General features: G+C 61.9%; 23 protein-coding genes and 1 pseudogene. 18 read left to right on the forward strand and 6 right to left on the reverse strand.

Translation table 11 applies throughout. From position 1 onward, the window contains the following. The first annotated feature begins 69 nt into the window (after positions 1–69). From LK440_RS15895 to LK440_RS15905, 3 genes are read left to right on the forward strand one after another with little or no spacing between them, the layout of a single operon-like run. Positions 70–423, forward strand: coding sequence for a YkvA family protein (locus tag LK440_RS15895; protein WP_005017547.1), 354 nt, complete (start codon positions 70–72; stop codon positions 421–423). Continuing rightward, on the forward strand, positions 420–1,799 hold the full coding sequence (locus LK440_RS15900) for a DUF2868 domain-containing protein (protein ID WP_005017544.1): 1,380 nt from the start codon (positions 420–422) through the stop codon (positions 1,797–1,799). The genes LK440_RS15895 and LK440_RS15900 overlap by 4 nt, the downstream gene beginning before the upstream one ends. After that, positions 1,792–3,150 carry a GTPase/DUF3482 domain-containing protein gene (locus LK440_RS15905; RefSeq protein ID WP_005017543.1) on the forward strand — a complete coding sequence of 453 codons (1,359 nt, stop codon included), beginning with the start codon at positions 1,792–1,794 and terminating at the stop codon, positions 3,148–3,150. The genes LK440_RS15900 and LK440_RS15905 overlap by 8 nt, the downstream gene beginning before the upstream one ends. A gap of 33 nt (positions 3,151–3,183) precedes the next feature. Here LK440_RS15905 and LK440_RS15910 read toward each other — a convergent pair whose 3' ends face one another. Then, positions 3,184–4,041: a TPM domain-containing protein gene (locus tag LK440_RS15910; protein ID WP_080601047.1), complete on the reverse strand. Its 858-nt coding sequence runs from the start codon at positions 4,039–4,041 to the stop codon at positions 3,184–3,186. Continuing rightward, positions 4,022–4,627: a LemA family protein gene (locus tag LK440_RS15915; RefSeq protein WP_005017538.1), complete on the reverse strand. Its 606-nt coding sequence runs from the start codon at positions 4,625–4,627 to the stop codon at positions 4,022–4,024. Before LK440_RS15915 ends, LK440_RS15910 begins: the two co-directional genes overlap by 20 nt. A 266-nt stretch (positions 4,628–4,893) precedes the next feature. Between LK440_RS15915 and LK440_RS15920 the strand changes: the two genes are divergently transcribed. The 5 genes and pseudogenes from LK440_RS15920 to LK440_RS15940 all read left to right on the forward strand — a co-directional run bounded on the left by LK440_RS15920 (position 4,894) and on the right by LK440_RS15940 (position 10,394). Further along, complete coding sequence (locus LK440_RS15920; RefSeq protein ID WP_025341289.1) at positions 4,894–6,189, forward strand: DEAD/DEAH box helicase; 1,296 nt, start codon at positions 4,894–4,896, stop codon at positions 6,187–6,189. Positions 6,190–6,219: 30 nt separating this feature from the next. Continuing rightward, positions 6,220–6,849: a LysE family transporter gene (locus LK440_RS15925; RefSeq protein WP_005017532.1), complete on the forward strand. Its 630-nt coding sequence runs from the start codon at positions 6,220–6,222 to the stop codon at positions 6,847–6,849. A gap of 25 nt (positions 6,850–6,874) precedes the next feature. Beyond that, a complete protein-coding gene (locus LK440_RS15930; protein WP_005017529.1) occupies positions 6,875–8,482 on the forward strand; it encodes a peptide chain release factor 3 in 1,608 nt (535 codons plus the stop codon). A gap of 36 nt (positions 8,483–8,518) precedes the next feature. Further along, entirely contained in the window at positions 8,519–9,196 is a 678-nt protein-coding gene (locus tag LK440_RS15935) for a hypothetical protein (RefSeq protein WP_005020321.1), read from the forward strand. Between the two features lie 246 nt (positions 9,197–9,442). Then, positions 9,443–10,394, forward strand: a pseudogene (locus tag LK440_RS15940) (IS481-like element IS481 family transposase). Here LK440_RS15940 and LK440_RS15945 read toward each other — a convergent pair. The 4 genes from LK440_RS15945 to LK440_RS15960 all read right to left on the reverse strand — a co-directional run bounded on the left by LK440_RS15945 (position 10,391) and on the right by LK440_RS15960 (position 12,998). Then, positions 10,391–11,167, reverse strand: a complete 777-nt coding sequence (locus LK440_RS15945) for a helix-turn-helix domain-containing protein (RefSeq protein ID WP_135238888.1) — start codon at positions 11,165–11,167, stop codon at positions 10,391–10,393. The pseudogene LK440_RS15940 and the gene LK440_RS15945 overlap by 4 nt on opposite strands. A 36-nt stretch (positions 11,168–11,203) precedes the next feature. Beyond that, positions 11,204–11,455, reverse strand: coding sequence for a hypothetical protein (locus LK440_RS15950; protein WP_017685842.1), 252 nt, complete (start codon positions 11,453–11,455; stop codon positions 11,204–11,206). Between the two features lie 153 nt (positions 11,456–11,608). Further along, entirely contained in the window at positions 11,609–12,304 is a 696-nt protein-coding gene (locus LK440_RS15955; protein ID WP_005017522.1) for a type 1 glutamine amidotransferase domain-containing protein, read from the reverse strand. Positions 12,305–12,395: 91 nt separating this feature from the next. Continuing rightward, on the reverse strand, positions 12,396–12,998 hold the full coding sequence (locus tag LK440_RS15960; RefSeq protein ID WP_017685843.1) for a TetR/AcrR family transcriptional regulator: 603 nt from the start codon (positions 12,996–12,998) through the stop codon (positions 12,396–12,398). A gap of 487 nt (positions 12,999–13,485) precedes the next feature. Between LK440_RS15960 and gstA the strand changes: the two genes are divergently transcribed. The 10 genes from gstA (at position 13,486) to LK440_RS16010 (ending at position 20,855) form a co-directional block, all read left to right on the forward strand. Beyond that, entirely contained in the window at positions 13,486–14,076 is a 591-nt protein-coding gene (gene gstA / locus LK440_RS15965) for a glutathione transferase GstA (protein ID WP_005017518.1), read from the forward strand. Positions 14,077–14,129: 53 nt separating this feature from the next. Then, a complete protein-coding gene (locus LK440_RS15970) occupies positions 14,130–15,155 on the forward strand; it encodes a type 1 glutamine amidotransferase domain-containing protein (RefSeq protein WP_005017514.1) in 1,026 nt (341 codons plus the stop codon). Positions 15,156–15,186: 31 nt separating this feature from the next. Further along, a complete protein-coding gene (locus LK440_RS15975; RefSeq protein ID WP_005017513.1) occupies positions 15,187–15,618 on the forward strand; it encodes a nuclear transport factor 2 family protein in 432 nt (143 codons plus the stop codon). A gap of 13 nt (positions 15,619–15,631) precedes the next feature. Next, positions 15,632–16,093: a nuclear transport factor 2 family protein gene (locus LK440_RS15980; protein ID WP_005017510.1), complete on the forward strand. Its 462-nt coding sequence runs from the start codon at positions 15,632–15,634 to the stop codon at positions 16,091–16,093. Positions 16,094–16,197: 104 nt separating this feature from the next. Then, entirely contained in the window at positions 16,198–17,637 is a 1,440-nt protein-coding gene (locus LK440_RS15985) for a ferritin family protein (RefSeq protein ID WP_080601045.1), read from the forward strand. 5 nt (positions 17,638–17,642) lie between these two features. Further along, positions 17,643–17,930, forward strand: coding sequence for a toluene-4-monooxygenase system B family protein (locus LK440_RS15990; RefSeq protein ID WP_005017507.1), 288 nt, complete (start codon positions 17,643–17,645; stop codon positions 17,928–17,930). Further along, a complete protein-coding gene (locus tag LK440_RS15995) occupies positions 17,927–18,247 on the forward strand; it encodes an MmoB/DmpM family protein (protein ID WP_005017505.1) in 321 nt (106 codons plus the stop codon). Before LK440_RS15990 ends, LK440_RS15995 begins: the two co-directional genes overlap by 4 nt. After that, positions 18,244–19,278 (forward strand): ferritin family protein, encoded by a 1,035-nt coding sequence (locus LK440_RS16000; RefSeq protein ID WP_005017502.1) that lies wholly within the window; start codon positions 18,244–18,246, stop codon positions 19,276–19,278. The genes LK440_RS15995 and LK440_RS16000 overlap by 4 nt, the downstream gene beginning before the upstream one ends. A gap of 6 nt (positions 19,279–19,284) precedes the next feature. Further along, complete coding sequence (locus tag LK440_RS16005; protein WP_005017499.1) at positions 19,285–19,614, forward strand: Rieske (2Fe-2S) protein; 330 nt, start codon at positions 19,285–19,287, stop codon at positions 19,612–19,614. After that, positions 19,611–20,855: an NAD(P)/FAD-dependent oxidoreductase gene (locus tag LK440_RS16010; RefSeq protein WP_005017497.1), complete on the forward strand. Its 1,245-nt coding sequence runs from the start codon at positions 19,611–19,613 to the stop codon at positions 20,853–20,855. The genes LK440_RS16005 and LK440_RS16010 overlap by 4 nt, the downstream gene beginning before the upstream one ends. The last annotated feature ends 20 nt before the right edge of the window (positions 20,856–20,875 follow it).

Raw genomic sequence — 20,875 nt, forward strand, 5'->3', positions numbered from 1 at the left:
ATGAAACCGGGTCTATATCCACATCGCCCACCGCCGCGCCTGCGTGCGGCCCTCTTCACGGGAAACGATATGGCTTCGGCATCTACCTCCTACGAAAACGCCTATTCCGAGCGCCGCTTCTGGCACAAGCTGGCCGGCCACGCCAAGGCTTCCGGCCGCCAAGTGCTCGAAAAAGCCCTCTGGCTGTACTTCGCACTGCAGGATCCAGCCACCCCCAAATGGGCGCGCCGCGTCATCTATGGCGCACTGGGTTACTTCATCCTCCCACTGGACGCCATCCCCGATTTTGCGCCGCTGGTCGGCTACACCGACGATCTCACTGTGATGACGACCGCTCTGGCGACGGTGGCCTTCACCATCAATGACCAGGTCAAGGCGCAGGCGCGCCAACGCCTGGACGGCTGGTTCGGTCCTGCCGGATGAGCCGCCAGGCTTCGGGTGGCCTGACGGCCCAATGGCTGGCTGAATCCCTGCGGCTGCGCGAAGAACACTGGGGCCCGCTTGAAGACCACGACGAAGCCCGCCGCGCCCGGCTGACAGAGGGCGATTTTTCCGCACGTGTGCTCGAGCGCGCCAGGTTGTTGGCCAGCCGCGAACACCTCGACGATGTGCTCCTGCGCTGGCGCCAAGGTGCGGTCTTCGCCCTCTTGATACTGCTGGTCATCGTCCTGGCCTCGGGCGCAGGCGTGGCCTACGGCGCGCTGGGCGACGGATCCCGTCCGGTCAACGTGCTGTGGGCATTGGGCGCGCTGCTGGGCCTGCACGGCTTGATGTTCCTGCTGTGGCTGGCAAGTTTTCTTCTGCCTGCCGGGCGCGCAACCGGGCTAGGGCGGTTGTGGCTGTGGATCACCCGAAAACTGGCGCGCGGCCCCGACAGCGCACTCATTCCCCAGGCGCTGCTCAACCTGCTGGCGCGCTCCGGCGCGCTGCGATGGCTGCTGGGCACGGTCAGTCATCTGCTGTGGCTGGCGGCATTGTGCTCGGCGCTGGGCGCGCTCATCGTCATTCTCTCCACCGCCAGTTATCGCTTCATATGGGCCACCACCTTGCTCGGGCCCGAGGCCTTCGTTCGCCTGACGGCCTGGGCAGGTTGGCTGCCGGCGCAACTGGGCTTTAGCCTGCCCCATCCGGACATCGTGCGTGCGAGCGACGGTCAGCAGGTTCTGCCCGCAGCGGCCCAGGTGCAGTGGTCGGTCTGGCTGATCGGCATGGTGGTGTGCTGGGGTATCGTGCCGCGTCTGCTCGCGGCCTTGCTCTGCCTGACCATGAGCGCGCGCGCCCTGGCAAAACTGCGCATCGATCCTGAGCTTGCGGGCTATGCAGCCCTGCGCGACCGGCTCACGCCGGCAGCACAGGCCAGCGGTATGGATCGCCCCGCAGACCCGTTGCGTACACCACGCATCACCCATACCGCTGCCATCGGCGGCAGGCCGGTGTATGCCAGCCTGGAGCTGCCCGCGGAGCAGAACCGGCCCGTGCCGGCGACCGAGACCGTCTTCGATGCGGGCAATCTGGATACCCGCGAGCAGCGCAATGCCCTGCTTGACGCATTGGCGGCCAGCCCGGCATCGCGCCTGCTGCTGGCATGCGATGCCCACCAGACGCCGGACCGCGGCTCCCTGGCGCTGATCGCCTCGCTCTCGGCCCATGCGGGTCAGACCCGCATCTGGTTGCTGGGCGCAGGCGAGCGTCTGGCCCAATGGCGCACCCGCCTGCAAGACGCCGGCCTGCCCGCTGCCGCCATTCTCGATGCCCAGGAGCCGGCCCTGCAGTGGCTGGAGCGAGGGTCGAATGACTGAATCCCTGCGCATTGCCGTCGTCGGCCACAGCAACACCGGCAAGACATCGCTGCTGCGCACGCTCACGCGCGACGCGGACTTCGGCGAGGTCAACGATGCCGCTGGCACCACGCGTCACGTCCAGAGCGCACGGCTGCGCGGCCATGCCGGCATCGAGTGGTTCGACACCCCGGGGATGGAAGACAGCGTGGCGCTGCTGGAGTATCTGGATCACATTGCTCCGCTGGCCCAGCGTATGGACGGGCCCACGCGCATACGGCGCTTTCTGGACTCGCCCGAGGCGCATGGCCGCTACGAACAGGAAGCGCGCGTACTGAACAAACTGCTGGATTGCGATGCCGGTCTATACGTCATCGATGCACGCGACCCGGTGCTGGGCAAACATCGCGACGAATTGGCCCTATTGGCCGCGTGTGCGCGCCCACTTCTGCCCGTACTGAACTTCGTGCATGCGCCCGGCCACCGCGCCGACCAATGGCGGCAAGCCATGTCACGACTGGGTCTGCACGCCGTGCTCGAGTACGACACCGTGGCGCCGCCGCTGGACGGCGAACAACAACTCTATGCGCGTCTGGCCGTGTTGCTGGACAGGCAGGCGAGCATGCTGGCCGATCTGTCCAGCGCGCTGGGCCGCGAGCGCACCGCGCGCCGCCAGGCGGCTTACCGGTTGGCCGCCGAGCTGCTCATCGACGCCGCCGCGCTGCATCTGCCAAGCCCGCCCCAAGCCTTGGTGCAGACGCTTGAGCGGCTGCGCGACACGATTCGCGACCGGGAGCAAGCCTGCGTCAACGCCTTGCTCAAGCTGTACAACTTCCATCGCCAGGATTACCGCTCCGATGCGCTGCCGCTGGAGAACGGGCGGTTCGGCATGGACCTCTTTCATCCGCAGGCGCTCAAAGACATGGGCGTGCAGTTAGGCGTGGGTGCGGCCGCCGGCGCCATGGCCGGAGCCGCCGTGGACCTGCTCTCGGCAGGCCTGAGCCTGGGCACGGGCATGCTTATCGGTGCGGCGGCAGGCGGCCTCTGGCAGGGCGTGGGCCGGCTGGGCAAACGCGTATCAGGCAAGCTGCGCGGCTATAGCGAAGTGAGCGTGGACGACGGCGTGCTGCGCCTGCTGGCCCTGCGCCAACAGCAATTGATCGAGGCGCTCGAACGCCGCGACCATGCAGCGCGAGAACCCATTGTGCTGTCGCAGGCAGCCCAATGGCAAAGCGGCCCCTTGCCGGCGCCGCTCAAAGAGGCCCGTAGCCGGCCTGAGTGGTCGGCCCTGGCCAATGGCTATGTCGATGACGACAGACGCAAGCAGCAGATAGCCGCCCTGGCGGACATGCTGGCGCACACGCTGCCCTGACGCTTGCGCGCCCGCTGCCCGGCAGACCTGCTGCTACCAACGACCCGACGCACCACCGCCACCACTGCGACCGCCCCCGCCCCCAAAACCGCCGCCGCCGCGTCCCCCGCGACCGCCACGGCTGACCAGCGCTTTTTTCAGACCGGTCACGCCAAGCAGAAAACTCAGTCCGCCTACGATGACCGCGGCGATCCCGCCCATTAGCAGGCTGCCGCTCATGATCCCGGCGGCCACGCCGGCGACCAGCGCGCCCAAAATAGGCGGGGCGGCAATCAGCAACACCAACAAAAACAGCCCCACGTCGAGCAGGTCCCCCCACTCGAAACCACTCGAACCCGAGTCCCGTCCCGCGCTGGCCACCGCAGCAGGCAGGGGTTCGCCATCAATCAGTTTGGTCAAGGAGTCCACTCCGGCCTCAATGCCCGCGGCGTAGTCGTCCCGCTTGAAATGCGGCACCACCTGCTCGCGAATGATGCGCGCGGCCATCGCGTCGGGCACCGCCCCCTCCAGGCCATAGCCCACCTCGAAACGCAAGGTGTGATCATTCTTGGCCACGACAAAAAGGATGCCGTCATCGACCTTCTGGCGTCCTAGCTTCCACGTATCGAAGACCCGGGTGGCAAACTGCTCGATCGTATCCGGCCCGGTCGTGGGCACGATGAGCACCGCGACCTGCGCCCCCTTGCGTTGCTCGAGTGCGGCCAGCTTGGTTTCCAGCGCGGCCTGCTGCGACGCATCCAGCGTGGAGGTCAGATCGGTCACCCGCTTGGACAACGTGGGCACCGCAACCTCCTTGGCCTGCTGGGCCTGCACGGGCGTGACCAGCCACAGCAGGCAGGCCAATGCCCAGCCCAACACCGCCCACCAGGGCTTACGGCTTGCGCGATTCATTGCTGAACTTCACTTCCGGCGGCTTGGCGATGGCGGCCTCATTGTCCACGCCAAAATTGGCCTTGGGTGCATATCCGAAAATCTTGGCCGTAATCACGCCCGGGAACTGGCGCACCAGCACGTTGTACGCCTGAACGGACTGCACATAGCGGCCACGCGCGACGGCGATACGGTTCTCGGTCCCTTCGAGCTGCGCCTGCAGATCGCGGAATATCCCATCGGCCTTGAGCTGCGGATAATTCTCCGACACCGCGATCAGGCGCGACAGCGACGAGGTCAGCGCGGACTGCGCCTGCTGAAAGCGCTGCACTGCGGCCGGATCTTCGAGCTGATCCGCCGTGATCTGCACGCTGCCCACCTTGCTGCGTGCCTCGGTGACCTGGGTCAACACCTCGCGCTCATGCGTCATATACGCATCGGCCACTTTGACCAGCTGGGGTACGAGATCGGCGCGGCGCTGATATTGGTTGAGCACCTCCGACCAAGCGGCCTTGACCTGCTCGTCGGCAGCCTGCATGTTGTTATAGCCACAACCCGAAAGCAGAACCGTCATCGACATCAACCAGGTCCATGCCAGCAATCGCATCTTTCTCATAGTGTTCCCTCGCGGTGATTTCCCTCGGATTACAGCACCAATAGCGCATACAAATGTATCGGCGTTTGTTACAACTTAGTCCATAGGCAACGGGCGCATCGGGTACACTCCCGTCCTGTGTGCATTGCCAATCAGCACACGTCCCACGGCGGTCTGCCGCCGGCCGGGCATCCGCCCTGCCTATTCTGTTTCTCCTCGTTCGTCCGCCTCGATTGGAGTCTCTCAACTTGAGCGACAGGCTGCCGCTGGAGTTGTTTTTGACTACCTCTTCTTCTTTCGCCGACCTCGGGCTGGCTGATACCCTTTTGCGTGCCATCGCCGAGACCGGCTATACCGCGCCCACCCCCATTCAGGCTCAGGCCATCCCGCAGGTACTGCGCGGTGGCGATCTGTTGGCCGCTGCTCAGACCGGAACCGGCAAGACCGCCGGCTTCACGCTGCCCATTCTGCACCTGCTGTCGCAGACCAAACCCGCCAAGCGCCAGCCTGGGCGCCCGCGCTGCCTGATCCTGACGCCGACGCGCGAGCTCACCGCTCAGGTAGCCGAGTCCGTGCAGGTCTATGGCAAACATACCAGCCTGACATCGATGGTGATGTTCGGCAGCGTCAACATCAACCCCCAGATCTCGGCGCTACGCAAGCCGGTCGATATTCTGGTGGCCACCCCGGGTCGCCTGCTGGACCATGCGGGTCAGCGGACCGTCGACCTGTCCGGCGTCGAAATCCTGGTGCTCGACGAAGCCGACCGCATGCTTGACATGGGCTTTATCCGCGACATCCGCAAGGTGCTGGCGTTGCTGCCAAAATCGCGTCAGAACCTGCTTTTTTCGGCTACCTTCTCCGAGGAAATCCGCGAACTGGCTCGCGGCGTGCTCAATAATCCGGGCGAGGTGTCCGTCACGCCGCGCAATACCGCCACCGAGCTCGTCACCCAGACAGTGCACATCGTTGACCAGGCCCATAAGCGCGATCTGGTCAGCCACCTGATCCGCGAAAGCGGCTGGCATCAGGTGCTGGTGTTCACGCGCACCAAGCACGGCGCCAATCGCCTGGCCGAAAAACTCGTCAAGGACGGCCTGTCGGCGGCGGCCATTCATGGCAACAAGAGCCAATCGGCCCGTACGCGCGCTCTGGCCGGCTTCAAGGATGGCAGCGTCGCCGTTCTGGTGGCCACCGACATCGCCGCACGTGGCCTGGACATCGACCAACTGCCCCAGGTGGTCAATTTCGAGTTGCCCAACGTGCCCGAAGACTACGTGCACCGCATCGGCCGTACCGGCCGCGCGGGTGCCACGGGTGCGGCGGTCTCGCTGGTCGACAACAGCGAGATCAAACTGCTCAAGGCTATCGAACGCCTGATCAAGAAAACCATCGACCGCAAAACGGTCGAAGACTGGACGCCCCCGGTAGGCGTGGCTGCCGAAGCCGAACCGCACGATGACGAGGAGCGCGGATTTGGCCGTCGCAACGGCCGCGGCGGCTCGAGCGGCCGCAGCAATGGCAACGGCAACCGCGGCAACGGTCCGACCCGCGGCGTTCTGCTCGGCAAGTAAGCGCAGCACGCCACCCGCAGGATCTCCGCCATGACGCTGTCGACCTGGTTGACCTTTTTCCTCGCCTCTTGGGCGATTTCCTTCTCGCCCGGCGCGGGCGCCATTTCGGCCATGTCGTCGGGGCTGAAGTATGGCTTTGCACGCGGATACTGGAACACGGCCGGCCTGATCATGGGGATTCTGTTCCAGTTTCTCGTCGTGGCGGTCGGCCTGGGCGCCGTGCTGGCGACCTCGGAGCTGGCCTTCACGATCGTCAAGTATCTGGGTGTGGGCTATTTGATTTTTCTGGGGCTGCGCCAGATTCGCACCGATGCGGCCCCCGTGGCCGTGGATACCGGCGATCCTGGCAAGGCCTCGATCCGCGAACTCGTCATGCGCGGCTTTCTGATCAATACGATGAACCCCAAGGGCACGGTGTTTTTGCTGGCCGTCGTGCCGCAATTCGTTGATCCTGCCCGGCCACTGGCAGGGCAGTACGTCGCGCTGGCCGGCACCCTGGCTTTCACCGATCTGGTGGCCATGGGTTTCTATACTCTGTTGGCCGCCAAGGTACTGCGCCTGTTGCGCAGCGCCCGGCACATCCGCTGGATGAACCGCGTCTTTGGTTCGCTCTTCATCATCGCAGGGGTCTTCCTGGCGACTTTCCGCCGTCACGGCTGATCGCGAGCGCCTCCTTCTCATCGCTATGAACATTCCTCAAGAAGTCGCACGGCGACGCACCTTCGCCATCGTTTCCCACCCTGACGCGGGTAAAACCACGCTGACCGAAAAGCTCCTGCTGTTCGCCGGTGCCATCCAGATCGCCGGCAGCGTCAAGGCTCGCAAAGCCTCACGGCATGCGTCCTCCGACTGGATGGAGATCGAAAAGCAGCGCGGTATTTCCGTGGCCTCTTCGGTCATGCAGATGGAGTACCGCGATTGCGTCATCAACCTGCTGGACACCCCGGGCCACCAGGACTTCTCCGAAGACACCTATCGGGTTCTGACGGCCGTCGACGCCGCGCTCATGGTGATCGATGCGGCCAATGGCGTCGAACCCCAGACCATACGGCTGCTGCAGGTCTGCCGCGCACGCAATACGCCCATCATCACCTTCATCAACAAGATGGACCGTGAAGTCCGCGAGCCGCTTGAGCTGCTCTCGGAGATCGAAGGCCACCTGGGCATGGATGCCGTGCCGTTTTCCTGGCCCGTCGGCATGGGCAAGGCCTTTGGAGGCGTGTTCGACATTCGCCGTGACCGCATGCGCCTGTTCCGCGCCGGCCAGGAGCGCCGCAATGACGACGATGAATTCATCGAAGGCCTGAACAACCCGGAGATCTCGCAACGCTTCGGCCAGGCATTCGAGCAGGCCAGCGGCGAGATCGAACTGATCAACGAAGCCGCCCCGGCGTTCGACCACGCTGCCTTTCTGGCCGGAAAGCAGACCCCGGTGTTCTTCGGTTCGGCCATCAATAACTTCGGCGTTCAGGAAGTGCTCGATGCCCTGGTCGAACTGGCGCCCAAGCCAGGCGCCCGGCAGGCGCTCGAGCGCGAGGTCAAACCCGAAGAGCCCAAGTTCACCGGCGTCGTGTTCAAAGTACAGGCCAATATGGACCCTGCTCACCGCGACCGTGTGGCCTTCGTGCGCGTGAGCTCGGGGCGCTTTGAGCGCGGCATGCGTCTGAAGGTGGTGCGTACCAACAAGGAAATGCGGCCCAACAACGTTGTGTCCTTCCTGTCGCAACGGCGCGAGCTGCTGGATGAGGCCTATGCGGGTGATGTCATCGGCATCCCCAACCACGGCGTCCTGCAACTTGGCGACGTGCTCACCGAAGGCGAAGCGCTGCATTTCACCGGCCTGCCTTTCTTCGCGCCGGAACTGTTCCAGGCCGTCGAAGTCAAGGACCCGCTGCGCACCAAGCAACTGCGTATCGGCCTGACCCAGTTGGGCGAAGAGGGCGCCATCCAGGTGTTCCGTCCCGAAGTCGCCGGCGGGGCCTTGCTGCTGGGGGCGGTCGGTCAATTGCAGTTTGAAGTCGTGGCCCACCGCCTGAAAACCGAGTATGGCGTCGATGCCCGGATGTTGCCTTCACGCTATACGATGGCGCGCTGGATCACGTCGGACAATCCCAAAGCGCTGCGCAAGTTCATGGATGCCAATGCCGCTCATATCGCCTATGATGTGGTCGATGCGGCGGCTTTCTTGATCGGCTCGTCGGCGCAATTGCGCGTCGCCGAAGAACTGTATCCGGATGTGAAGTTCCATGCCATGCGCGAGCATGGTGGCAAGGTTTTTGGAGACAAAGCCTAAGCCCGGTCAAACACCGCAGAGCAAACGAGGTTAGCAATGTCTTGGCGTTTATTGTTCGCAACGCTTCTGGTCGCCCTGGCTGCAGCCGCCTGGGGCGGCGTGCAGCTCGGAGATTGGCTGGTGGCTCATGCCCCGGCGGCCAGCGAGTCCCCGGACCAGGAAAAGGGCGACGCGGATCAGGCCGTCCTGGATGCCAATGGGCGTCCGTATGTGGCGCAGCCCCCCCAACCCCGCACTGACGGCACGCTGGGCGTGCCCGAGCAACCGGCCACCCGTGAGTGGGCCGTCAACACCGTATCGCTGTTTGACACCAACAGCGACCCGTCGGTGCAGATCTCGCGCGACAGCATCTCCATGGACCGCGCGCGCGAGCTGGCCGCAGATTCGGAGGTGCCGCTGCCTAATGGCCCTTCCGACGTCTCGACGCTGGACCTGCAACAGACGGCGCTGCCCGGCATTGCGCCGCCGGCCGCGCCGCCCGTCCAACAGGCCGGCGTCACACGCGTCAATCCCCCGGTGGCGCTGAACACTCCCCAGACCCAGGCCCCGCGCGCGCCCGCCAACTGGCAGCAGCAACTGCGCAGCGAACTCGATCACTGCGCGACGCTCGGATTCTTCGAGCGTCCCAGCTGCTCCTGGGCCGCTCGTAATAAATACTGTGCCCCCAATCGCGCCTGGGGCTCCTCGGCCGACTGCCCGAGACGGCCCGAGTAAGCTCTGCCAATCTTGAAAACCTCCTTTCGCGCGAAAGGGGGGGTTTCCGCTGGCGCGTCCAGTCCAGGGCCATTGAGCCCGCGGCCGAACATCCACGCACGGGCGCAGGTAGCGCTGGCCACGCGCGCGCGTGGCCAGAGCGGTCTAGCTGTGAAGATTCAATAGGTTGTATGCATGGTTCATCCGAACCGGATTTGAGAAACTGAAAATCGCCAACCCCCCAGTTCACTCAAGGAGCCCGGCCGGATGAACACCCATAAGCATGCCCGATTGACCTTCCTACGTCGACTCGAAATGGTCCAGCAATTGATCGCCCATCAAGTTTGTGTGCCTGAAGCGGCCCGCGCCCATGGGGTCACCGCGCCGACTGTGCGCAAATGGCTGGGCCGCTTCCTGGCTCAGGGCCAGGCGGGCTTGGCCGATGCGTCCTCGCGCCCGACGGTCTCGCCCCGAGCGATTGCGCCGGCCAAGGCGCTGGCTATCGTGGAGCTGCGCCGCAAGCGGCTGACCCAAGCGCGCATCGCCCAGGCGCTGGGCGTGTCAGCCAGCACCGTCAGCCGCGTCCTGGCCCGCGCCGGTCTGTCGCACCTGGCCGACCTGGAGCCGGCCGAGCCGGTGGTGCGCTACGAGCATCAGGCCCCCGGCGATCTGCTGCACATCGACATCAAGAAGCTGGGACGTATCCAGCGCCCTGGCCACCGGGTCACGGGCAACCGACGCGATACCGTTGAGGGGGCCCGGCTGGGACTTCGTCTTCGTGGCCATCGATGACCACGCCCGCGTGGCCTTCACCGACATCCACCCCGACGAGCGCTTCCCCAGCGCCGTCCAGTTCCTCAAGGACGCAGTGGCCTACTACCAGCGCCTGGGCGTGACCATCCAGCGCTTGCTCACCGACAATGGCTCGGCCTTTCGCAGCCGCGCCTTCGCCGCGCTGTGCCATGAGCTGGGCATCAAGCACCGCTTTACCCGACCTTACCGCCCACAGACCAATGGCAAGGCCGAACGCTTCATCCAGTCGGCCTTGCGTGAGTGGGCTTACGCTCACACCTACCAGAACTCCCAACACCGAGCCGATGCCATGAAATCCTGGCTACACCACTACAACTGGCATCGACCCCACCACGGCATCGGGCGCGCTGTACCCATCTCCAGACTCAACCTGGACGAATACAACCTATTGACAGTTCACAGCTAGCGTGCCAGTGCGAGCGCCTCGTTACTGCCGGGCGCCCCTGATGGCTCATCCTGACTGACTGCCTCACGCAAGAGCGTCACAGAGGGCAGCTCACCAAACAGCGCACGGTAATGGCTGGAAAACCGTCCCATATGATCGAAGCCCCAACGAGTGGCGACCTGTGATACGTTGCCCTGCTGGGGGGTGGCGAGCAACAGCTCACGGCGGACACGGTTGAGCCGTACGTTACGGGCGTAGGTCACGGGGTTGGCTCCGAGCGCGTGCTGAAACGTTTGATTCAACGTGCGCCGACTGATGCGCAGCATCAGACACAACTCGCCAATGGAAGGAGGATTGTCTGGCCGCTCCAGAATACAGTCACGAACGCGGTCGACGATATACCGCTGCACCTTGCTCTGGCGGGCGACGCGATGATCGCGGGTGCCCATCATTGCATCCACGCACAGGGCCAGCACATCCAACTCGAACTGGCTGTACCCGCTGGGCCCGCACTCAAACAAGGGTTCGTCCCGCCCGCTGATGCTGCTCAACGCATTGGCGAATCGCAGGCGCATGCGTTCGGCCTGCGACGCAGGAATCGGCTCAACGGACGCGCGGGCGCGCAACAAGGCACGCCAATCGACCTCCTCGACCGTCTCAGCATAGGCTTCGATAATGTTTGACCGCACGGCTGCTGCCGTGATTTCAGAGACCTCGGCCGTCCTGAAACTCAATGTCGTTCCCACATCCAGCGTTATCACGGCATCGAGTGGCATATGCAGGTTGTTCCACAACGATGCGCCCTGAACCACGGACGGAACACCGATTACCTACGTTCCCTGGGGCGCGTAAGCCTGCTCATCCACCGCCCGATTCATGCTTTCGCGAAAGACCTGGAGATTAGGCATCGATACGCTGTCGACGCTCCCCCTGAAACTCCCGGCACTAAGTTGGGTGTAGTCCTGCTGCCAGAACGGCAAGGCGTCCGCCTGTTCGACGACGTCGCTGCAGTTGGCTCGGGCAATGAGGTTCTTCGCAGGCAATGCCGACTCTTGCTTGGGGCGAGTCAAGGGTTGGTTCATCGCTGTCTCCGTTCGTGTTCTTATGAAATGAGCGTAGAGCTCAGTTCTTACGTTTTTCGGTCAATGACGGTGCGAAACGCTCGGGCTGGGCGATACAACAGCCAGCCTGGCAGGGCGCGGTGATGAACGTGAGCGCATCACCGCCGCTGCGACTTACGCCTTGGCGCTTGCGCCTGCCAATTGCTTGAGCAGCAACGCCGCCGTTGCGTGCGAGGAGGCAGGATTTTGCCCCGTGATCAGCAGACCGTCGGCCACCGCATGAGGAGTCCAGTCTGCGGCGCGCGAGAACTTGCCCCCCTTGGCCTTGAGTTCATCCTCCACCGAGAAAGGCACGATGTCCGTTGCTCCTGCGGTGACCTCTTCGCTGTTGGTAAAACCCGTCACCTCGCGCCCTTGCACCAGGGGCTGCCCGTTCGCAGCCTTGGCGTTTCGCAACACACCGGGGCCGTGGCAGACCAGAGCAACGGGTTTGTTCGCCGCGAGAAAAGACTCGATCAGCGCGATGGATGTCGGGTCCTGCGCCAGGTCCCACAAGGGGCCGTGGCCACCCGGATAGAACACGCCATCAAACTGGTCCGAAGACACCGAATCCAGACGCTCTGTATTGGCCAGTTGAGCCTGAGCCAGGGCATCGTTCTCGAAACGGCGGCTATCGTCAGTCTGATAGGTCTCGTCCTGACTCAAAGGATCGACCGGCGCCTTGCCTGCCTTGGGGGAAGCCAGCACGACCTGCGCACCTGCCTCTTTGAAGGCGTAATAGGGCGCGGCCAGCTCTTCGAGCCACAGACCGGTCTTGCGACCTGTGTTGCCGAGTTCATCGTGCGAGGTCAGGACCATCAGGATTTTCATGGGGTTACTCCAGATTGAAATTAAATTAGACCGGTCGTATATAAAACACTGACAAAAAAGGCGCTTCACTAGAAGCGCATCCCGCCTCTGGTCAGGCGGGCAGATGCAAAGCTAGGCGAGTCGCGGCCAGTGCGCTCTCGAAGGGTTGTGTACTGCGCACGATTTTGGCCATCACGCTGGCGCCGACCCACAACTGATACAGCGTTTGAGCGACCTCTGCCGGTTTGCCGTCAATGGCTACCGACCCCTCCAAGACACCTTCTTCAATGGCTTGCGCCAGACGGGCAATCACACTGGTCGACCCCCGCTTGAGCGATAAACGCATCGCCTCGGACAGGTCGGCCACTTCCGCGCCGAGCTTGACCGTCAGGCATTTTCCCTGGCACCCGGAGAAAGACTGAACCTCCTGCCATTCCTGCCAATAATTCATCAGCCGCTCGGCCACGCTCTGCCCAGGCGCAGTCAGCGTGGCTTCCAACCCTGCGAGATACTCCTCGAAATAATTTTCGAGAAGTGCCTCTCCGTAGGCATCCTTGGAATCAAAGTAGTGATAGAACGACCCTTTGGGAACCCCTGCGGCAACCAAAATCTCATTGATGCCGACGGCGGCAAAACCTTTGCCGGACATGATGCGTTGCCCGTTGGCGAGAATTTTCGCGCGGGCGTCGGTACTCCTGGAGGTTGCGGTGTTCATGCAAGCAGTGTAACGATGACTAGACCAGTCGTCTAGAAAAAATTCACGCCCAGCGATGGCACCCGAACAAGATGCCTCGCCACTCACACCGATTCATTCCCGTGTATGGCGCTTTCTCGCAGCGTCGTGCCCACGTCGCGCAGCGACGGCATACCCCAACGCCACCACTGGCTCGGCCTGAATCGGATCATCCAAACGGACTGACCACCGACCTGCAGCAGCGTCACGCACGCTCTCTGGCCGATCAGGACGCATGACTGGCAGCGCACGGCTTGGCGAACCCGCCATGCGCATGCTGTGTGGGAAAGGTTTGTCATGGAACGACAAAAAACGCCACCACCGCAAGCCTTGCACGCTCGAGCGCGAGCCTCGGATGGGAAAACCCTAGGCAGCCTGATGCCGATTCTGGCTAACGACGAAAGCGCTGCGGAATCAATACTTCGCAGCCATAGGCCTATCAACACGATCAACTACGCGAGACTCATCCATGAAGCTTTACTACAGCCCCGGCTCCTGCTCGTTGGCTCCACATATCGCCCTACAGGAAGCGGGGATCGATTTCGAACTGGCCGAGGTGTCACTCGATGCCCATCAGCTCGATGACGGCGGCGACTACTTCGCCATCAATGCATTGGGATATGTCCCGGTGCTCGAACTACCCGATGGCACGCGACTGCACGAAACCCTGGCGATTCTTCAGTTTCTGGCCGAACACACCGCTTCGGGCAACATCGATGCCGTGCGCCGTGCACAGTTGGCGCAATGGCTGGCCTTCATCGGAACCGAACTTCACTCGGTTTACTACATCCTCTTTTCACCCGACGCCGACGAAGCCTTCCAACAGGCCACCCGCGCCAAGCTGCGCGCACGCTACGAATGGGTGGAAAGCCAACTGCAACATCACGACCACCTCACCGGCGCGAGCTTCAGCGTGGCCGACGCTTACCTTTTTGCCGTCACGAACTGGGCCGATGCCGTCGGCGTGGATCTGAAGGGTCTGCCGCGACTGCAGGCTTGGCTCAAGCGTGTCGCTGAGCGCCCGGCGGTTCAGGACGTTTTGCGCCGAGAAGAGGGCTGAGCGCTGCCGACGGCGCCAGCAAGCCAAGATCCTTAAATTCGAAGGAACACCACATGCCCCGCATCGCATTTCTCGTGACGAGTGCCAACGCCATCGACCTGAAGGAAAGTTCGGCGCATCCGACTGGCTATTGGGCCGAAGAAGCGCTCAAGTCGTACGAGCGATTTGTCGCAGCCGGCTTTGACGTCGTCGTACTGACGCCGGACGGCAACAAACCGGTACCTGACCCCTACGGTCTGGAACATTTTTTCCACTATCCAGACGTCGACCGCGACTACTTCGCCTCGGTATACCGCACGTTCCACCATGATCCCGATGACATCCGGATCACCCTGCATCACACGACCGAACAAGAGCTCGTGGCCTCACGCCGCCTCGCCGAGCGTCTCGTTGCAACGGGCAGCACGCCACAGCAGGCTCACGAACTGCTAAGCAAGGCCGCCAAGATCGCATGGCGCCAAAAGCGCCTGCTCAGCGAAGTCATGCTCCAGGAAGGAATGTCCGGGGGGCTGCCAGAATCAACGATACGTGCAGCGATCGACGAGCTGAAGGCAGCCTCGCAAGCGGTGGCCGATGAGCGCGCGGCCAAGTTGGCGGCACTGACCAGCTTCAACAACCCCGTCGCCCTCTCGTCGCTGACGGACGCCGCCATGGCAGAGTTTGACGCGCTATTCGTACCTGGCGGTCATGGCCCTATGGTGGACCTGCCCGACAACCCGGATCTGAGTCGACTGCTGCGCATTCTCCATGCCGACGGAAAGATCATCGCTTCGCTGTGTCATGGCCCGGCGATGCTGCTTTCGGCCCCGGACCGCGCCGACGGCCAATGGCTGTTCGAGGGGTATCGCATGACCTCTTACACGAATGATGAAGAAGATCAGAACCGCATCGGCCAACTTGGCATGACCTGGTACCTCGCGGACGCCTTGCAAAACGCAGGCGCTATTTTTGACGACGCGCCCTACGCCTGGGCATCGCACGTCGTCGTCGATCGGAATCTGATCACCGGCCAAAACCCTAATTCGACCGAAGCCACCTCAGAAGCTGTCGTCAAAGCGCTGTCCAGTGCCTCTGCCTGAAGACAGCAGCCAAGCTCATAAGGAGACATCAATGTCCGATACATCAGGCCAGACGGTCAACCGCTTCTTGAACGCGTTGCATGCCAAGGACGTCCCGGCTGCTCTCGAACAGGTTTCTGAAAATGCCCAGATCACCGTATTTCCCATGCAGATTCGCAAAGGTCCGAAGCTCGTCATTGACACGTTGCTTACCGACATCGTGCGCGCGTTTCCCGATGTGCTGATTACGGTCCGCAATGTCATCAGCGTGGGCAACGTGGCCGTGGCCGAATTCAAACTCGAAGGCACCCAGTCAGCCGACTTCCTGGGCGCCATCAACCAGGAAAAGCATCTCGACCTGGACACCGCCTGGCGCTTTACGGTGGAGGCCGGCGCAATCACCGGTATCGACGCGTACTGGTGTCAGAACCAACTCTACCGACGTCTGGCCATCAAACGCCAGGATCACGTCACGATAGTTTGACTGGAGCCTCTTCATGAACACCACCGTCACTCAAACCCCCGTCGAGATTGCCACCGAGTTCTTCGATCGTTATCGCGACCACGATGTACCCGGCATGTCTGATCTCTGTACCGACAACGCCAACTTCGAGTACATCCCGTTCGAAGTCTGGGCCAAACAACGCGTCGTACGCGGCGACGGAAAGGTCCGTACCGTCGGCCGGGTGATCTGGAGCGGCCTGATCAACGCATTTCCTGATCTGGGCAACACGATCTTCCATATCGACGGCAACGAAGACGGCGACGTCGTCGTTGCTTGCGACATTACCGGCACACAAGACTCAGCCTGGGGCTTCATCAGCGCCAAAGGCCAGTACTTCGCCGAACCTCATCTTTTCATTCTGCACGTCAATGAAGAGGGCCTGATCGACAACATAAGAGCTTATTGGGACAACGCCGGCGTGAATCGTCAGCTTGGCCACTTTGAAGTTGACTGAGCTGCCGTAGAAGGAGACAAGAAATGACATTACTCAAGCGTGAAGAATGGCAGGGATTCGTCCGTGATGTGGACTGAACGCTTTCCTATGTAGACGACGAAGCCGTGTACCCGGACTGGCTAACAGGCACAGGTAAAGTCCCGCGCGAAGCCTGGTTGAAGTGGGAAGAGGGCTACAAGGTCAGCTACCCGGAGTACGTTTACACGCAGCGTGAAAAAGAAGCGGCAACCTATGGCGTGAAGGCAGCGTTGCAGCGAACCAAGACCTTTGACCACCTCGACGAAGGCTGGAAGTCCGGAACGAAGCAGCACTTCGGTGGCGTGGCGCAAGTCGAGTATGCCGCGACGCTGGCCGAGCTGAAGATGGCACGCTTTGGCCTGAATGGCGCCTGGCGCAACATGGCCATATACGGTCATCTCGATGAGCTGCGCCACAATGCGCTGAACACGTTCTTTGGTCACGAACTCGTAGCCAAGGATCCGCAGTTCGACTGGACGCAGAAGACCTACAGTACGAACGATTGGGTGCCGGTTGCACTGCGTACGCTTTTCGATGGTTTCATGACCACATCGAACGCCGTGGATTGCGCACTGATGCTGCCACTCACCTTCGAGACGGGATTCACCAACCTGCAGTTCGTCGCCCTTGCGGCGGACGCGCTCGAAGCCGGCGATGTCAACTTCGCCAACATGATCTCCACTATCCAGACCGACGAGGCACGACACTCTCAGCAAGGAGTGGCCACACTGGAGATTCTGATCGAGCACGATCCGCAGCGCGCTCAGTGGGTGATCGACAAAGGCTTCTGGGCCAACGCGCGAGCATTTGCCGCGCTGACGGGTCCAGTGATGGACTACTACACGCCGCTGGAGCACCGCAAGCAGTCGTTCCGCGAATTCATGGAAGAGTGGATTGTCGACCAGTTCATCCGCACGATCGAAGACTACGGCCTGAAAAAACCGTGGTTCTGGGATGAATTCATGCGCGGCCTGGACACCTGGCATCACAGCCTGCACATGGGCCTTTGGTGGTGGCGGCCAACGCTGTGGTGGAACCCACGCGCGGGTGTATCAAAGGACGAGCGCGAATGGTTGCGTGAAAAATACCCCAACTGGGAGAAGGTCTACGGCGACAAGTGGGACGTCATCATCGACAACGTCAACGCCGGAAACATCAACCCGACCTTGTTACCCGAGACGCTGCCCTGGTTGTGCGAGACCTGCCATCTTCCGATGTGCAACCCGACGCAATCGCGCGATGGCAAATGGCGCGTCCGCGATCATTCACTGAACTACAACGGCAAGATGATGCACTTCTGCACCAACGGCTGCCGGCAGATCTGGTGGAAGGACAGGGACAACGTCAATCATAAAACCCTGGTGACACGTTTTCTGTCGGGTGACATTCAACCGCCGACGGTGCAAGGCATTCTCGACGACATGGGGATCACACCCGATGTCATGGGCGAAGAGGTCGACTATCACGCCTGGGCCAAAGACTACGTGGGCCGGGAAGCAAAAGGCATCATCCAGACAGGAGCGTGACGACCATGACAGATCAGCAAGCCACCCCCGAGGTCGTTCCTCTGAACGCCATTTTTTCTACCGATTTCGTAGCCATTCTCGTACCTGTGACCACGGCCAACACCATGGATGAGGTCGCCGTCGCAGTGGCCTATCACTCGGAAGGCCGCCGCGTACGGGCACGTCCCTATCCCAAGGTCGTCATACACCACGGAAAGAAGCTGCCGGGACACCTCACGGTAGCCGAGGCCAACATCAAACCACTCGATCACATCGCCGTGGAATACGAACTGCCTGCAGGAGTTGCAGAATGAAGAATCCCGTAGGTCCGGTGCTTCGCGTCAGCGATGAGACCGACAAAATCGTCGCCGCGATCGAAGATGACAACCCCGATCGCGAGATCGAGATCATCGACCGTGGCGCTTATCTGCGGGTTCAAGCCGAGGACCGGCTGGTTCTGACCGAGTCGTCCTTACAGAACTACCTCGGCTCCGACTACCGCATCCGCTCGCTGGAGGCTGTGCTGTCATCGTTCTTCGGTCGTGTGGCAACTGAAAGCGATTCTATTACCTGGTACAGCGGAGCGGCCGCCCGCACGAACGGCGACGCCCGGCAAGGAGACAAACAATGAGTGCACAGCCCAACGACAACGCGGCAGCCAAACAGCGAAAAATGCGCACTTTCAGTGCCTTTGGCAATGTGCGGCGCATGCCGAGCGAATACGAAATCGTCACGCATGCGCAGAACTGGAATGCTCGCGGCCGCGTTCCCGGACGTAAGAACGTATTCGAGCAGAATCCGTCCTCGCCCGGCAATCTGTGGTTCATGACCTACCGTGAACACTCCCCCTTGCAGACAGATGACTGGGATGGTTTTCGCGACCCGGACCAGATTCATTACCGTGCCTACGTCAACCTGCAGGCTAACGAGCAGACCAAGCTCGACGGCGTCCTGGACCAATATGGCGACTCCGGTTCCGATGCCGGGTTATCTAGCGCTCAAGTAAGAATACTGGCGCAAGCACTCGCGCCTCAGCGTTATCTCGTACACGGGTTTCAACAGGCGCAGGCGTATCTCGGCTATATCGCGCCAAGTTCGTATATCACCAATGCCGCGTGCTATGCGAGCGGTGACTTTCTGCGTCGGGTGACGACCATCGCCTATCGAACCCGTGCGCTGCAGATCGCTCATCCCGACTCGGGCATCGGGGTCAATGAACGCGAACTATGGGAGAAAAACCCCGCCTGGCAGCCGACTCGCGAAGCGATCGAACGCGCGCTCATTACCTACGATTGGGGCGAGGTACTCACTGCGCTCAATCTCGTTCTCGGCCCCACCTTGGACAACGTCCTGCTGCATCAGCTCGGAGAGGTCAGCCGAAACAACGGCGACGAACAAAACTGGTTGGTGTCCAAACTGCTGGCAAAGGACAGCGCACGGCGAAACCGCTGGAGCAGTGCATTGGCACGCTACGCCATTACCAAACGCGAAACGAACGTCAAGCCATTACAGAAGTGGATCGGCAAGTGGTCCGCGATCGCCGATCGCGCTGCGGCGGGTTTGGCTCCTCTTCTTGATCGATCTTCCGACGAAGTGGTGGCAACGGCGCGTGCAGCCCGCGAAAAGCTGCATACCGAGTTTTTCGGCAGCCAAACGGAGTAGAAAACCATGAGCGAAGCATCCACCAAATTGCAATGGCATGAGGTCTCCCACATCGACGACATCTGGGAAGGCGAGATGACCGGGGTCGAAGTCAACGGCAAGAAGGTTCTGTTAATCAATACCGACGGCGACATACATGCCTATCACGACCGCTGCCCGCACCAGCAATGGCCGCTGCACGATGGAGATCTCAGCGACGGCGTGTTGACGTGCGCCCAACATCTTTGGCAGTTCGATGTCACCACGGCCAAAGGCATCAATCCGTCTACCTGCCAGCTGCACAAATACCCCTGCCAGGTAGACGACTCCGGAAACATCCAAGTGAGCGTCGAATGAAGCGATTCATCTTCATTGGCGGTGGCGTGGCCGCGGTGACGGCCGTCAAGGAACTTCGCGATGCAGGCTTCGATGGAGAGATCGTGATCGTCACCGACGAGCCCGACCTACCTTACGAACGTCCGCCCTTGTCCAAAGACTGGCTTACCGGCCAGTTCGACCGTGGCCAGTTCCGCATCAATCCGCAGCAGTGGTACGCCGATAATCAGGTCGACGTGCTCTTGTCGACCAGAGCCGTTCGTATCGACACTGAAAAGCGGGAGGTCGAGCTGTCGGATGCGCGCTCATTGACCTACGATGCCCTGATTCTGGCCACAGGCGTGCGCGCCAAGACTCTGCCAGGTTTCGCCGGCGACCGGGTGCATGTGATGCGGTCGCTGTCGGACGCCGAGCGCCTACGTGAGCGGCTGGTACCTGGCCACCACCTGGCCGTTCTCGGAGCGGGGTTCCTCGGTTGCGAGGTCGCGGCCTTCGCCGTGGCCAAAGGCCTGCGCGTAACCGTTTTCGATCCAGGTGCGCTCCCCCTGGGCCGTGCCGTCTGTCAGGAAATAGGGCGTGCGATGATCGATATCCACCGAGAGCACGGTGTGCAAATGCGCACCGGCGAGATCGTGGCCGCCATTAACGAAACTCCGACCCACGTAGAGTTGACCACCGGACGCGGCGAAGTGGTGATCTGCGACGACGTACTGGTCGCCATCGGGTCGGTGCCCAACATCGAGCTGGCGGAGCAGGCGGGCATCGAGGTCGACGGCGGCATCCTGACCGACGAATACGGGCGTACCAGCGCCCCTGATGTTTACGCCATCGGCGATGTGGCCGCGCGCTTTCATCCGGTCTACGGCCGTATGTTCCGGGTCGAGCATCACGACACGGCCATGCGCCATGGCGTAAACGTCGCGCGCAACCTGCTCGGGCAACCCGTCCCGTTTACCGAAGAGCATTTTTTCTGGTCACAGCAGTATGAACACAGCCTGCAGGCTTATGGGCAGGCGGTCGGCGACTGCGTGGAAGTGATCCGAGGCTCCGCCAAGGAAAAATCGCTGTCCGTGTTCTCGCTGGATGGCAAACGCATCAAGGCCATCACGTGCCTGAATCGGCCTCAGGACTTGATGCAGGCGCGCAAGATCATGGCAATCCCCCATGAGGTCACCAAGGAGCAGCTCGCCGATCCCGCCTTTGAGCTCAAGAGTCTGCTGCCCAAACCCGCACGTCCGCAGCGACGGGAGGTAAACGCATGAGCACGGTAGCCGAGGCGATA

Origin of the sequence: Bordetella holmesii, from assembly GCF_020735985.1 — a bacterium.
Classification (GTDB): domain Bacteria; phylum Pseudomonadota; class Gammaproteobacteria; order Burkholderiales; family Burkholderiaceae_B; genus Bordetella; species Bordetella holmesii.